Genomic DNA, 13,391 nt, shown 5'->3' on the forward strand with positions numbered 1-13,391 from the left:
CGTACGTCTGCCCAAGCTTCTGGCCCAGTCGGCGGGATGAGGGGTAGGCCCAGGGCCGGGACCCACTTCCGGAAACGGAGGTGCCGCCGAAGGTGACCAACCGAACCGCCTCGAAAGCGCCGGTCCCCGCCACAACAGCCAACATCATCCATTCAGAGAGCCAGACCAGACTTCTTCAGCGGCCTGTTAGATTGAGAAAGATGTAGGGGTAGGCGTCGAAGCCGCCGCCGAGCCGGGACAGGATCACGGTGTTGACCACGACCCAGGCCACGAGCATCCCGCTGAAGACGATGATGAATGTCCATGAGCCGCCGAACTGCGCGACGCGGTCGGCGATCCGTTCACCGAAGGTCTCCTTCGCGGCGAATGCGCTGTTCACGTCCACGGTCGCATGCCGGCGTCTGGCGATGAGGCGGATCACGCGGCGCTCGCGGTCGGACAGGCATTCTAGACCCTCATCGAGCAGGTGACGCGCGAGATCGGTGACTGCCTCGTCCATGAGGGTATCCAGTCTGGAACGGCGGACACGCGCGCAACCAGACGGACGACCCCGGCCGGATAGTCCGCCAGCCCCGCACAGGGTATCTGGCCAAGCGCACTCTATCGCCTGTCCGACGGGAACGCGAGCAATCGGGTGTCACGCCGCATGTGCGCCGTGACACCCCTGTCCGCCCTTGCTATGCCCGCCCGGTCAGGACGAGAGCGGCCCAGCCCTGGGCGCGGCCGCGCAACCGGAACGTTTCGGCTTACCCATGAACATCTTCGCCACCTTCGAGACGCGCGTGCGCGAGGCGCTCGAGCGCTTGATCCGGTCCGGGACGCTGCCCGAGGGGCTCGATCTCTCCCGCGTGGTGGTCGAGCCGCCGCGCGATGCCACTCATGGCGACCTCGCCACCAATGCCGCCCTGGTCCTCGCCAAGGAGGCCCGGACCAATCCGAAGGCGCTGGGCGAAGCGCTTGCGGCGGAGCTCCGGCAAGATCCCCGCGTGATCGAGGCGAGCGTGGCCGGACCGGGCTTCATCAACCTGCGCCTGACGCCCCAGACCTATCACGAGGTCGTGCGTGCCGCGCTCGGCGAGGGCACCGAGTACGGCCGAGCCCACCTGCCCGGCGGCAAGGTCAACATCGAATACGTTTCGGCCAACCCCACCGGGCCGATGCATGTGGGCCATGGCCGCGGGGCGATGTTCGGCGATGCGCTGGCCAACCTGCTCGTGGCGGCCGGCCGCGACGTGACGCGCGAGTACTACATCAACGATGCCGGTGCGCAGGTGGACGTGCTCGCCCGCTCCGCGTTCCTGCGTTACCGCGAGGCGCTGGGCGAAGAGGTCGGCCCCGTGCCCGAAGGCCTCTATCCCGGTGACTACCTCGTGCCGGTGGGCAAGGCGCTCGCCGAGACGCACGGACGCGCGCTCCTCGACACGCCGGAATCCGACTGGCTGCCGCAGGTGCGGGCGGATGCCATCGCCGCGATGATGGACCTGATCCGGGGCGATCTCGCTAGGCTCGGCATCCATCACGATGTGTTCTTCTCGGAAGCCACCCTTAAGGAGGCAGTGCCCGCTCTTCTGGCGGAGCTTCGCGAAAAGGGCCTCGTCTACGAAGGCCAGCTGCCGCCGCCGAAGGGCCAGCTGCCCGAGGATTGGGAGGACCGCGAGCAGACCCTGTTCCGCACCGTGGAGTTCGGCGACGACGTCGACCGGCCGCTGCTGAAGTCGGACGGCTCGTTCACCTACTTCGCCTCCGACATCGCCTATCATCGCGACAAGATCAGGCGCGGCGCCACAGACCTGATCGACGTCCTCGGCGCGGATCACGGCGGCTACGTCAAGCGCATGCAGGCGGCGGTTAAGGCGGTAAGCGACGGGAACGCCACTCTCGACGTGAAGCTGTGCCAGTTGGTGCGCCTCCTGCGGGCCGGCGAGCCGGTGAAGATGTCCAAGCGCGCGGGCGAGTTCATCACCCTCGCCGAGGTGGTCGACGAAGTCGGCCGCGACGCGATCCGCTTCATGATGCTCTACCGCAAGAACGACGCGACCCTGGACTTCGACCTCGCCAAGGTGGTGGAGCAATCCAAGGACAACCCGGTCTTCTACGTCCAGTACGCCCATGCCCGCTGCGCCTCGGTGTTCCGGCAGGCGCGCGAAGCGATGCCCGGCGAGGACTTTTCCGTCGCCGGCCTCGCGGATGCGGATCTAACGCTGCTGGCCGATTCCGCGGAAATCGAGATCATGCGGCTCATCGCCCAGTACCCGCGGGTGATCGAAGCGGCGGCGGCGGCACACGAGCCACACCGTGTGGCATTCTACCTCTACGAGCTGGCAAGTTCCCTGCATGGTTTCTGGAACAAAGGCAAAGACCTGCCGCAATTACGGTTTATTAATCCAAACGACCGAAACTCGACACGGGCAAGACTGGCCCTCGTGGAGGCTTTGAGGGGCGTCGTCGCCTCCGGCCTCGCGGTCTTGGGTGTCACCGCGCCGGATGAAATGCGGTGAGGTGATCTCGGCGTGAAGAGGAATGCTGCCATGACGACGAACGCTTCGCGAGCGCCTGTCGATTTCGACGCCTTCGCGCGTGACTTGCAGCCCACGACGCCGACCCAGCCACAGGCCCAGCCTGCGGCCAAGCCCGATCCGCTGGCGGAACTCGCCCGCATCGTCGGCCAGGACGACCCCTTCCGCGCCCTGCTCGAGGCCCGCGATTCCCGTACCGCTCCTCAGCCGCAGGGCCAGGGCGGGCGGAGGGAGCCGAGCTTCCACGACGAGGCGCCGGCAGCCGCCCCGTCGGCCCATGCCGGGGCGCCTGCGGCCTATGCACCTGCGCCCGCGGCCTACGCCCAGCATCCCCAGTACCAGCCCGAATCGGAGCCCTCGCTCTCGGCTCATCCGGCCGATGCCTTCGACCAGTATCTCGCCTCCGTCGATCACGGCGCCTATGCCGACGGTGTCCACGATCCCCGCGGATCGGAGGCCTATGCGCCGGAGCAGGACGACCGCCTCAACCGCGCGGCCGAACGGCCCCGCCAGCGCAGCCGCCTCGTCTCCGTGGGTGCCGGCCTCGGCGTGCTGGTGGTCTGCGTCACCGGCGCGCTCACCTGGCGCGGCCTGCATTCGAGCCAGGGCGACGGCACCGTGCCGACGATCCTGGCCGACAAGGCTCCGCTGAAGATCGCCCCGCAGAAGGCGGACGGCGTCGAGATTCCCGACCAGAACAAGCAGATCTACGATCGCAACGCCAAAGACGGCCAGATCCGCATCGTCAACCGCGAAGAGCAGCCGGTCGACGTCGCGCAGGCCGCCCGTTCCGCCCAGCGCGCCGGGGAGGGCGGAGCCACGCCCTCGACCGGGCAGGGCGGCAATACGGCCCCCCTCACCGAAACCCTCGGCGAGCCACGCCGGGTGCGGACCGTCTCCGTCAAGCCGGATACGCCTCCGCCGCCGCCCCAGCGCGAGGCTTCCGCCGCCCAATCCGTGATCCCCACGATGACGCTTCCGGGCGATAACGGCGGCTCCACCAGCGGGTCGATGCATCCGCGTGTCGGAAAGCTGCCGACGGCGACGCCCGGAGCAACCGACGAAGCTGCGGTACCCGAGCAGGCCGCCCCCGCTCCCCGCGTGAAGGCCCCGCAGCGCGTTAGCGCCGTCGCTCCCGATGCGACGTCCGCCCTGCCGACGCCCGCCCCCGTTCCGGCGGCTTCGACCGCGCCGGTCAGCGGGTATTCGGTCCAGCTCGGGGTGCGCACCAGCGAGGCCGAGGCTCAGGCCGCCTTCAAGCAGATGCAGGGCAAGTTCAGCCAGCTCTCCGGCAAGCCCGCCCTGATCCGTCAGGCCGAGGTCAGCGGCAAGACGATCTACCGCGTCCGCGTCGGACCCCTGGCCAAGGCCGAAGCCACCACCCTCTGCACCGAACTGCAGGGTGCAGGCGGCCAGTGCTTCGTGGCCAAGAACTGAGTCAAGGGAATTGAGTTTCGGGATCCGGGCCTGAGGATTCCAGGCCGAGGGAGCCGAAGCGAAGACCTCGAAGGCGATCGTCGACGCCTCGCATCCCGGTGGCGCTTCGTGCGAGCCCCGCCCGGGCGAGGACCGCCGCGACCGGAAAGAGAGCAGGGGCGGACGTCCCTCGGATCGTCTGTCCATTCAAGCCGAGCAGCATCCCCCATGACCACTCGCGCCCTGATCCTCGGCTGTGCCGGCCGGACCCTCTCGGACGAGGAGGCCGCGTTCTTCCGCGATGCGCAGCCCTGGGGCTTCATCCTGTTCAAGCGCAACATCGGCTCGCCGGACGAGGTGAGGGCGCTGACCGATGCCCTGCGGGCCACGACGGGCCGGGCCGACACGCCGATCCTGATCGACCAGGAGGGCGGACGGGTGCAGCGGATGGGGCCGCCGCACTGGCCGTCCTACCCGGCGGGCGCCCGTTTCGGCCGGCTGGACGGGTCGGGCATCGCCATGGCGCGCCTCGGCGCGCGGCTGATGGCACACGATCTCGCCTCGGTGGGGATCAACGTTGATTGCGCGCCCGTTCTCGACGTGCCCGTGGCCGGCGCCCACGACATCATCGGCGACCGCGCCTACGGCACCGATCCGCACGCCGTCATCGCCCTTGGGCGTGCGGTGGCCGAGGGGCTGATGGAGGGGGGCGTCCTCCCCGTCATCAAGCACATCCCCGGTCACGGCCGCGCCGCCTGCGACAGCCACATGGACCTGCCCGTGGTGGAGGCTGAGGGCGTGAGCCTGGCCGCGCACGATTTCGTTCCCTTCCGCGCCCTGGCGGACCTGCCAATGGCGATGAGCGCCCACGTGGTCTACGCCGCCCTCGACCCGCACCATCCCGCCACGCAGTCAAGCGTGGTGATCGAACAGGTGATCCGCGGCCTGATCGGTTTCGACGGCCTGCTCATGACCGACGACCTCTCGATGAAGGCACTGGACGGCACCTTTCGCCAGAAGGCCGAAAAGGCCTTCGCCGCCGGAATCGACGTCGCTCTCCATTGCAACGGCGATCGGCAAGAGATGCAGGCCGTTCTCGAAGGCACGCCGATCCTGTCCGGCGAAGCCCTGCGCCGCGCCGAGGCCGCCCTGGCCCGGCTCGCACCGCAGGAGAAGTTCGACGTGGCCGAGGCGCGCTCGCGCTTCGAGGCGGGCCTTTCCGCCCAGGCATGAGCGCAATGCTCCCGGCGCGTTTATGACGCGCCGCACAATTGCCTCAGATACCGCGAATGCCGTGGCCAGAGACCCCGTGGTTCTTGTGTTCGCTTCCTCCCATCCCTAGGTTCCCGACAATCCGTCGTGAGAGGGCGTCGCTGGGCAGGCGACCGCATGGGCGCAGGAGTTTGCCATGGGCAGCATGAGTATCTGGCACTGGATCATCGTCGCGGGCATCGTGATGCTGCTGTTCGGGCGCGGCAAGATCTCCGACCTGATGGGCGACGTCGCCAAGGGCATCAAGGCCTTCAAGAAGGGCATGGCCGAGGATGAGACGCCTGCCGGGCAGGCGCCGGCCGTGCCGCCGCCGAGCAACGGCGAGCCCGTTCGCACCCTGCCTCACCAGGGCGAGCCGGCCACCGCCAGCCACGTTTCGGCCGACCGCAAGGTCGTCTGAGACCGTCAAGGCGACATCGGCGGTCCTGGACGGGATCGCCCGAAGTTCGTGTGAGCGAAATCGCCCGACGGAGATCGGTCTTGCGTGAACCATGCTAGGCCGTCGGTCGTGACGAGGCATAGGCCATCGGCCGCGGGACGAGCGACACCATGTTCGACATGAGTTGGGGCGAGGTGATGCTGATCGGCGGCGTCGCCCTCATTGTCATCGGGCCCAAGGATCTTCCCAAAGCCCTGCGCACCGTGGGCCAGGTGACGGGCAAGATGCGTCGCATGGCCGGCGAGTTCCACGCCCAGTTCAACGAGGCCATCCGCGAGGCCGAGTTCGACGAGGTCCGCCGCGAGGTCGACGGCATCAAGCGTTCCGCGAGCACGATGGGGCCGACTTTCAATCCGGTCCAGACCATCCGCGACGAGATCCGCGGCGCCGTGGACGGACGCTCGCAATCGAGCACGCAGCCCCTGGCCAACGTGGCCGCCAAGCTCGCCGAGAACGACCCGCCCGCGCCCTCCGAGCCGTCGATCCAGGCTCCCGCATCGGCTGAGCCGGCGCACGTCGAGCCACCGCCCCCGCCGGACTACGCGCTGCCCGATCTCCCGCCCCGGACTGCCGTGGCCCCGACCGACCCCTCCACCAAGCCTACCGAGCCCGGCGCTGCCTCATGATCGATCCGGTCGACGAATCCGAGGTCGAAGCGTCGCGCGCGCCGCTCCTCGACCACCTGATCGAATTGCGCTCGCGGCTGATCAAGTCCCTGGCGGCCTTCGTCGTGATGTTCTTCGCGTGCTTCTTCGTCTCGCGGCACATCTACAACATCCTGCTCCACCCCTACGTCTCCATCGTCGGCCCGGAGAAGGCGCAGCTCATCGCGACGCATTTCCTCGAACAGGTGTTCACCAACATCAAGCTCAGCGTGTTCGGCGCGGGTTTCCTCGCCTTCCCGGTCATCGCGACGCAGATCTACGCCTTCGTCGCGCCCGGCCTCTACCGCAACGAGCGTCAGGCCTTCCTGCCCTATCTCGTGGCGACGCCGATCTTCTTCGTTCTCGGCGCACTGGTGGTGTTCTTCCTGGCGATGCCGCTGCTCATCCAGTTCTCGGTGAGCCTGCAGCAAGTCGGCCAGCCGGGCGAAGCGACGATCTCGCTTCTGCCGAAGGTGGACGAGTATCTCTCGCTCATCATGACCCTGATCTTCGCCTTCGGGCTGGCGTTCCAGCTGCCGGTGATCCTCACCCTGCTCGGCCAGATCGGCGTGATCGACACCGTCTTCCTGCGCGAGAAGCGCCGCTACGCCATCGTCCTCGTCTTCGTGGCGGCCGCGATCCTGACGCCGCCCGACGTGATCTCGCAGTTGTCGCTGGCCCTGCCGATGCTCCTCCTCTACGAAGCCTCGATCTTTTCGGTGGCCCGCGTGGAGCGCCGCCGCAAAGCCAAGCGGGTCGCGGAAGGGCTGGAGCCGTAGGCGCCACATAAACGCCATCCACCCCCTCATCCTGAGGTGCCGCGTAAGCGGCCTCGAAGGAGGCCTCCAGTCCGCAACTTGGTGTCTGGAGGCCTCCTTCGAGGGTTGCGCTGCGCTGTGCCGCCTCAGGATGAGGGGGTATCGGGGATGCTCCGTCGACTCATGCCCGGCCTTGTCGGGGTCGCCCCGATGCTGCAAAGCGTCGGCGACTCACAGCGAACCGAGCCGCCCATGCACGACATCCGCGCCATCCGCGAGAATCCGCAAGCGTTCGACGAAGCCCTGCGCCGTCGCGGCCTCGACGCGCTCTCGGCCGAGCTGATCGCCCTCGACGACGCGCGCAAAACCGCCACTTCGGCGGCGCAGGCCAACCAGGAGCGGCGCAACGCGCTGGCCAAGGAGATCGGCGGCGCGAAGAAGGCGAAGGACGAGGCGCGTGCCGCCGAGTTGATGGAAGAGGTGGCGCGGCTGAAGGAGGAGGGGCCCGCCCTGGAGGCGGCCCAGACGGAGGCCGGCAAAGTCCTGGACGACCGCCTCGCGGCGATCCCCAACCGCCCGAACCCGGAGGTGCCGGAAGGCGCCGACGAGCACGGCAATGTCGAGCACCGCGCCTTTTCCGGCAGCCGCACCAAGCTCGCCACCGGCCGCCAGCATTTCGAGCTCGGCGAGGCCTTCGGCCTGATGGATTTCGAGGCGGCCTCGCGCATGTCCGGCGCACGGTTCGTGGTGCTCAAGGGCCAGCTCGCGCGGCTGGAGCGGGCGCTGGGCCAGTTCATGCTCGATCTTCACACCGGCGAGCACGGCTACACCGAAGTGGCGCCGCCGATCCTGGTGCGCGACGAGGCGATGTTCGGCACCGCGCAGCTGCCGAAGTTCCGGGACGACCAGTTCCGGGCCGGAGAGGAGCACTGGCTCATCCCCACGGCCGAAGTCCCCCTCACTAACCTCGTGCGTGAGTCGATCCTCTCCGAGGACGAGCTACCCTTACGCTTCACCGCGCTGACCCCGTGCTTCCGCGCCGAGGCCGGGTCGGCCGGGCGCGACACGCGCGGCATGCTGCGCCAGCACCAGTTCAACAAGGTCGAGCTCGTCTCGATCACCACGCCCGATCAATCGGCCAACGAGCACGAGCGGATGCTCGGCTCGGCCGAGGCGATCCTGAAGAAGCTCGACCTGACCTACCGGGTGATGGCGCTCTGCACCGGCGACATGGGCTTTGCCAGCCAGAAGACCTACGACATCGAGGTCTGGATGCCGGGGCAGGAGACGTTTCGCGAGATCTCGTCCTGCTCGGTCTGTGGCGACTTCCAGGCGCGGCGGATGAATACGCGCTACCGCCCGAAGGAGGGCAAGGGCGCACAATTCGTGCATACCCTCAACGGATCGGGCGTCGCGGTCGGCCGCGCCCTCATCGCCGTGATGGAAAATTACCAGAACCCGGACGGCAGCGTCACCATCCCGTCGGTTCTCAAGCCCTACATGGGCGGAATCGAGAAGATCGAAGGGCTCAAGAGCTGATGCGCATCCTGGTCACCAACGACGACGGCATCCACGCGCCGGGCCTCGAAACCCTGGAGGGCATCGCCCGGACCCTGTCCGACGACGTCTGGGTCGTGGCGCCCGAGAGCGATCAGTCCGGCGTCTCGCACTCCCTGTCGCTCAACGATCCCCTGCGCCTGCGCCAGGTCTCCGAGAAGCGCTTCGCCGTGAAGGGCACGCCCTCCGATTGCGTGATCATGGGCGTCCGCCACATCCTCAAGGACCACGGGCCGGACCTGGTCCTGTCCGGGGTCAATCGCGGCCAGAACGTCGCCGAGGACGTGACCTATTCCGGCACCATCGCGGCGGCCATGGAGGGCACCATCCTCAACGTGCGCTCCATCGCCCTGAGCCAGGCCTACGGCGCCGGCGGGCGCGGGGCGATCAAATGGGCCTGCGCCGCCCATCACGGGCCGGGCGTGGTCAAGAAGATCCTGGAGATCGGGATCGAGCCCGGCATCGTCGTCAACGTCAACTTCCCCGATTGCGAGCCCGAGGAAGTCGCGGGCACCTCCGTGGCCGCGCAGGGGATGCGCAATCAGGCGCTGCTCGCCATCGATGCGCGCCATGACGGACGCGGCAACCCGTATTTCTGGCTCGCCTTCGCCAAGGCGCGGTTCGAGCCCGGCCACGGCACCGACCTGAAGGCCATCGCCGAGAATCGCATCTCGGTGACGCCTCTGCGCCTCGATCTCACCGACGAGCCGACGCTGACGCGCTTCGCGCAAGCCTTCGCCGAGTGAGCCTTCGCCGAGTGAGACGCTCCGGGAATCGGAACGTCCGCGCACAGCCGTGAGACGACGTCCATGACGATGGAAGGCTCGGTCGAGGATGCCGCCTTCGTCATGGCCCTGCGCGGCCTCGGCGTGCGCGACACCGATACCCTGCGGGCGATGGAGCGGGTGCCCCGCGCTCGTTTCGCACCCCGCGAGCACCGCGATCTCGCCCGGCGGGACGTGGCCCTGCCGCTCGCCTGCGGACAGACCATGTCGGCCCCCACCGTGGTCGCCGCGATGCTCACCGCCCTGAAGGTGAAGCCCGGCGCCCGCATCCTCGAGATCGGCACCGGCTCGGGCTATGTCACCGCCCTGCTCATCCGCCTCGGCGCCGCCTCCATCCTGAGCGTCGAGCGCTACGCAACCCTGGCGGAGGATGCCGTCTCGGCCCTCGACCCGGAGGACCGGGTGATCGCCCACGTGGAGGTCGGCGACGGCCTCGATCCCGACGTCGCAGGGGAGGGGGCGTTCGACCGCATCCTGGTCAACGGCACCCTGCCGGCCATGCCCGCCCATCTCGACTCCCTCCTGGCGCCCGGCGGCAGGCTGGTGGGCGCTCTCGCGCAGTCGGGCGGGGCGCGCCTCGTCCTCGCCGATCGGGGCGGGGAGGGCGCCGTCGTTAAAAATCTCGGCGTCCAATTAAGGCTGGCGCCCCTCACACCCGGCAGAGCCTTCGTTCTCTAGGTAACAGGAGAAGGCCCGGATCCAGGGACCCAAACCCTTGATCCATCACGATCTTATCGCCGGGCACAGCCGCGGTCGATTTGGATCGAGCCGGGACGTGCCTGCCAGGAAAGTTCCTTGCGCGCCGAAAACGTGGTGAACGGGAACGGTTGTTTAACCTGAATCCCGTTTGAATGACGTCATCAAGTTGCGTCAGGCAAACAGGTGCGTCGATGCGGGTTCGCGGGACTGGTCTAGGGTTGAGGACGCTGTCGCGTTTCGCGCTCATCGGTGTGATCGGCGGCAGTGCCGCCGGATGCTCAACCGATGCGTCGCGGTTGGGCGACCCCTTCGGGAACCCCTTCGCCTCGAATGTTTCGAGTGAGCCGAGCGCCACGGGCAGCCTGCCCGATGACGGCGAGATGGCTCCGGCTCCGGCGGTACGGACCCCCAGGATCCAGTCGCAGGCCCTCGGTGCGCCGATGTCGCCGCGTCCGCTGGCCGCGACGCCTCCCATGGCCACGGGCCGCGTCGCCTCCACCGCGCCGTCCTCCGGGATGGTCTCCGGCATGAACCCTTCGGGAATGAATCCGGCGGGCATGAATCCGGCGGGCATGAATCCGGATGCCGGCCGCGGCATGGTCGCGACCCCGCGCACCGTTCCTGCGGCGCCCCCGCCGCGCATCCCGTTCAATGCCGGGGCCAAGGCCGCGGAGGCCCGGGCCGCCGAGGCGAAGGCTCGAGCCGAAGCTGCCCGCGCCGAGGCCGCGCGCCAGGACAGCGTCCGCCAGGAAGCAGCCCGCAAGGAATCCGAAGCCCGGACGCTGGCTGCGGCCAAGACTGCCGCCGAGGCCAAAAAGATCGCCGAGGCGAACAAGGCGTCGGAGTCCAAGCGCGCCGTGGAAACCAAGAAGCTGGCGGAGGCCAAGCTCGCGGCCGATGCCAAGCATGCGGCCGAAGCCAGGAAACTCGCGGAGGCCAAGAAGGTCGCTGAGGTGAAGAAGGCCGCCGAGGCGAAGAAGCCCGTCGAGGTCGCCAAGGCTGAGGCTCCGAAGGTCGATCCCGCCAAGGCGAAGGCCGAGGCCGCCCGCAAGGCCGCGGACGCCGAGGCCAAGCTCGCCAAGGCCGAAGCCGCCAAGGATGCGGCCAAGAAGGTCGCCGAGGCCAAGGCCGCCGACTTGGCAGCCGCCAAGGCCAAGACCGCGCCGGTCAAGGTCGCCTCACTGACGCCCGTGCCCGAGAAGGCCGAGCCCGCCAGCACCGGCTCCGTCGCGGCTCCCGCCGCCGAGCCCGACCAGTCGTTCCGTTGGCCCGCCAAGGGCCGGGTGATCTCCGGCTACGGCACCAGCGGCAACGAGGGCATCAACATCTCGGTGCCCGAGGGTACGGCGGTGAAGGCCGCCGAGGACGGCACGGTCGCCTATGCCGGCTCGGACGTGAAGGGCTACGGCAAGCTGGTGCTGGTTCGCCACACCAACGGCTACGTCTCGGCCTACGCCCATAACGGCGAACTCGACGTCCGCCCCGGCGAGAAGGTCAAGCGCGGCCAGACCATCGCCAAGTCCGGCGCCTCGGGTAACGTGACTTCGCCCCAGCTGCACTTCGAGATCCGCAAGGGTGCGACCCCGGTCGATCCGATGCCGCACCTCGCCAGCAACTGAGCGCATTCAAGACCCAACGAAAACGGCGGCTCGCAGGAGCCGCCGTTTTCGTTTGTAGATCCGCCTGATCCCTACCCATCCACCTCAGGACGAGGTCGTGAATGGGAAGAAGGGGCGATCCGCCGTTTCGGCCGGGAGCGCGCGAGGCCTCAATCGAGCCGCTGTCCCAGCCGCCCCGCGAGGTCCTGGATGAACTGAAAGGCGGTGCGGCCGGAGCGCGAACCGCGGGTGGTGGCCCATTCCAGGGCCTCGGCCCGTACCGTATCCGGGTCGGCCTTCAGCCCGTGGCGCTCCACATAGGCGCGGATCATGGCGAGGTACTCGTCCTGGCTGCATTTGTGGAAGCCGAGCCAGAGGCCGAAGCGGTCGGAGAGCGAAACTTTCTCCTCCACAGCCTCGCCGGGATTGATCGCGGTGGAGCGCTCGTTCTCCACCATGTCGCGGGCGAGGAGATGCCGCCGGTTGGAGGTGGCGTAGAACAGCACGTTGTCGGGTCGGCCCTCGATGCCGCCGTCGAGAGCCGTCTTGAGCGACTTGTACGATGTGTCGTCGCCGTCGAAGGACAGGTCGTCGCAGAACACGATCCAGCGGTGCGCATCGCCGCGCAGGGTCGCCATGAGGTCGGGCAGGGCCTCGATGTCCTCGCGGTGGATCTCCACCAGCTTCATCGGCCGCTCGCCCTCCGCCCGCTCCGCGTTGATCCGGGCATGGGCCGCCTTCACCAGGGATGACTTGCCCATGCCGCGCGCGCCCCAGAGCAGGGCGTTGTTGGCGGGCAGGCCTTTGGCGAAGCGCGTGGTGTTGTCCACGAGGATGTCGCGGGCCCGGTCGATGCCGGTCAGCAGATCGATCTCCACCCGGTTGACCTTCGGCACCGGGATCAGACGACGGTCCGATCCCCAGAGGAAGGCATCCGCCGCATTCAGGTCCAGGGCCGGCTTCGCGGCCGGGGCGGAACGCTCCAGGGCGGCGGCGATCCGCTCGAGGACGGGCAGGATCGCGTCGAGCATCGCCCGGTCGGCAGGTGGGGTCGAGGTCATGGCGTCTCGAAACTCCTTGGATGTGCTGTCGAGCGCGTCCATACGGACAATGCGGCGGAAAATCACGGGTGCGGCATCGGGGGCGGGCCATCCGATCCGCGCATCCTGCGGACGCGCCGTTGCTTTCACCAAGTGCATGGCTATAGTCCGCGCGCTTTTCGACCTGTCCTGACGCGCCCATACCCGCCTGCGCGCAGCTCCCCAGGACCGGCTCAGCCCAAGGAGTCACCCGCTTGATTACCCCCGCCTTCGCGCAAGGGGCCACCGCGGCCGCTGGCGGAGCGGACATCGCCTTGCAGGTGGTGCCGTTCGTCCTCATCTTCGTCATCATGTACTTCCTGATCCTCCGCCCGCAGCAGCGCCGCGTGAAGGAGCATCAGGCCCTCGTGAAGAACGTGCGCCGGGACGACACCATCGTCACCACCGGCGGGCTGGTCGGCCGCGTCACCAAGGTTGCCGACGAGGCCTCCGAGATCGAGGTCGAGATCGCCCCGAACGTGCGGGTGAAGATCGTCCGCACCATGATTTCGGAAGTCCGCGTCAAGGGCGGTCCGGTCAAGGCGGCCTGAGATCCCGGGGCCGTCACGCACGACGGCGGCCTTGTGCACCGCTTGAAGATGCCGGTGCAAACACCGGCATCGTAAGA

At 68.4% G+C, this 13,391-nt stretch carries 13 protein-coding genes; 11 read left to right on the forward strand and 2 right to left on the reverse strand.

Annotation, left to right across the window (positions count from 1 at the left end; all coding sequences use genetic code 11):
• Positions 1-175: 175 nt before the first annotated feature.
• Complete coding sequence (locus tag ASF34_RS20835) at positions 176-499, reverse strand: DUF1003 domain-containing protein (protein WP_156465798.1); 324 nt, start codon at positions 497-499, stop codon at positions 176-178.
• 253 nt (positions 500-752) lie between these two features.
• Here ASF34_RS20835 and argS point away from each other — a divergent pair, with 253 nt between their 5' ends.
• From argS to ASF34_RS20885, 10 genes are all read left to right on the forward strand, one after another.
• Positions 753-2,498 (forward strand): arginine--tRNA ligase, encoded by a 1,746-nt coding sequence (argS, locus tag ASF34_RS20840; protein ID WP_056164234.1) that lies wholly within the window; start codon positions 753-755, stop codon positions 2,496-2,498.
• 30 nt (positions 2,499-2,528) lie between these two features.
• The gene (locus ASF34_RS20845) at positions 2,529-3,953 is read left to right on the forward strand and encodes an SPOR domain-containing protein (protein ID WP_056164237.1); all 1,425 of its coding nucleotides are present in this window, start codon (positions 2,529-2,531) and stop codon (positions 3,951-3,953) included.
• Positions 3,954-4,160: 207 nt separating this feature from the next.
• Positions 4,161-5,165 (forward strand): beta-N-acetylhexosaminidase, encoded by a 1,005-nt coding sequence (gene nagZ, locus ASF34_RS20850; protein ID WP_056164240.1) that lies wholly within the window; start codon positions 4,161-4,163, stop codon positions 5,163-5,165.
• Between the two features lie 175 nt (positions 5,166-5,340).
• Positions 5,341-5,604 carry a twin-arginine translocase TatA/TatE family subunit gene (locus tag ASF34_RS20855; protein WP_018043520.1) on the forward strand — a complete coding sequence of 88 codons (264 nt, stop codon included), beginning with the start codon at positions 5,341-5,343 and terminating at the stop codon, positions 5,602-5,604.
• Between the two features lie 149 nt (positions 5,605-5,753).
• The gene (tatB, locus tag ASF34_RS20860; protein WP_056164243.1) at positions 5,754-6,269 is read left to right on the forward strand and encodes a Sec-independent protein translocase protein TatB; all 516 of its coding nucleotides are present in this window, start codon (positions 5,754-5,756) and stop codon (positions 6,267-6,269) included.
• Entirely contained in the window at positions 6,266-7,066 is an 801-nt protein-coding gene (gene tatC, locus ASF34_RS20865; RefSeq protein WP_018043522.1) for a twin-arginine translocase subunit TatC, read from the forward strand. The genes tatB and tatC overlap by 4 nt, the downstream gene beginning before the upstream one ends.
• Before the next feature lie 231 nt (positions 7,067-7,297).
• Positions 7,298-8,584 (forward strand): serine--tRNA ligase, encoded by a 1,287-nt coding sequence (gene serS / locus ASF34_RS20870; RefSeq protein WP_056164607.1) that lies wholly within the window; start codon positions 7,298-7,300, stop codon positions 8,582-8,584.
• The gene (gene surE / locus ASF34_RS20875) at positions 8,584-9,348 is read left to right on the forward strand and encodes a 5'/3'-nucleotidase SurE (protein ID WP_018043524.1); all 765 of its coding nucleotides are present in this window, start codon (positions 8,584-8,586) and stop codon (positions 9,346-9,348) included. Before serS ends, surE begins: the two co-directional genes overlap by 1 nt.
• A gap of 63 nt (positions 9,349-9,411) precedes the next feature.
• Positions 9,412-10,065 (forward strand): protein-L-isoaspartate O-methyltransferase family protein, encoded by a 654-nt coding sequence (locus ASF34_RS20880; protein WP_156465799.1) that lies wholly within the window; start codon positions 9,412-9,414, stop codon positions 10,063-10,065.
• 212 nt (positions 10,066-10,277) lie between these two features.
• Complete coding sequence (locus ASF34_RS20885) at positions 10,278-11,705, forward strand: murein hydrolase activator EnvC family protein (RefSeq protein ID WP_056164246.1); 1,428 nt, start codon at positions 10,278-10,280, stop codon at positions 11,703-11,705.
• 149 nt (positions 11,706-11,854) lie between these two features.
• Here the strand turns inward: ASF34_RS20885 and ASF34_RS20890 are convergent, their stop codons facing one another.
• Positions 11,855-12,745, reverse strand: a complete 891-nt coding sequence (locus tag ASF34_RS20890; protein WP_200913342.1) for an ATP-binding protein — start codon at positions 12,743-12,745, stop codon at positions 11,855-11,857.
• Between the two features lie 233 nt (positions 12,746-12,978).
• Here ASF34_RS20890 and yajC point away from each other — a divergent pair, with 233 nt between their 5' ends.
• Positions 12,979-13,314 carry a preprotein translocase subunit YajC gene (gene yajC / locus ASF34_RS20895; protein WP_056164250.1) on the forward strand — a complete coding sequence of 112 codons (336 nt, stop codon included), beginning with the start codon at positions 12,979-12,981 and terminating at the stop codon, positions 13,312-13,314.
• Positions 13,315-13,391: the final 77 nt, after the last annotated feature.

It is taken from the genome of Methylobacterium sp. Leaf106, assembly GCF_001422895.1.
GTDB classification, from domain to species: domain Bacteria; phylum Pseudomonadota; class Alphaproteobacteria; order Rhizobiales; family Beijerinckiaceae; genus Methylobacterium; species Methylobacterium bullatum.

Bases quoted from the DNA above. Each gene is read 5' to 3' on its own strand.
- ASF34_RS20835 (WP_156465798.1), bottom strand. From the start codon at position 499: ATGGACGAGGCAGTCACCGATCTCGCGCGTCACCTGCTCGATGAGGGT.
- argS (WP_056164234.1), top strand. From the start codon at position 753: ATGAACATCTTCGCCACCTTCGAGACGCGCGTGCGCGAGGCGCTCGAG.
- ASF34_RS20845 (WP_056164237.1), top strand. From the start codon at position 2,529: ATGACGACGAACGCTTCGCGAGCGCCTGTCGATTTCGACGCCTTCGCG.
- nagZ (WP_056164240.1), top strand. From the start codon at position 4,161: ATGACCACTCGCGCCCTGATCCTCGGCTGTGCCGGCCGGACCCTCTCG.
- ASF34_RS20855 (WP_018043520.1), top strand. From the start codon at position 5,341: ATGGGCAGCATGAGTATCTGGCACTGGATCATCGTCGCGGGCATCGTG.
- tatB (WP_056164243.1), top strand. From the start codon at position 5,754: ATGTTCGACATGAGTTGGGGCGAGGTGATGCTGATCGGCGGCGTCGCC.
- tatC (WP_018043522.1), top strand. From the start codon at position 6,266: ATGATCGATCCGGTCGACGAATCCGAGGTCGAAGCGTCGCGCGCGCCG.
- serS (WP_056164607.1), top strand. From the start codon at position 7,298: ATGCACGACATCCGCGCCATCCGCGAGAATCCGCAAGCGTTCGACGAA.
- surE (WP_018043524.1), top strand. From the start codon at position 8,584: ATGCGCATCCTGGTCACCAACGACGACGGCATCCACGCGCCGGGCCTC.
- ASF34_RS20880 (WP_156465799.1), top strand. From the start codon at position 9,412: ATGACGATGGAAGGCTCGGTCGAGGATGCCGCCTTCGTCATGGCCCTG.
- ASF34_RS20885 (WP_056164246.1), top strand. From the start codon at position 10,278: ATGCGGGTTCGCGGGACTGGTCTAGGGTTGAGGACGCTGTCGCGTTTC.
- ASF34_RS20890 (WP_200913342.1), bottom strand. From the start codon at position 12,745: ATGACCTCGACCCCACCTGCCGACCGGGCGATGCTCGACGCGATCCTG.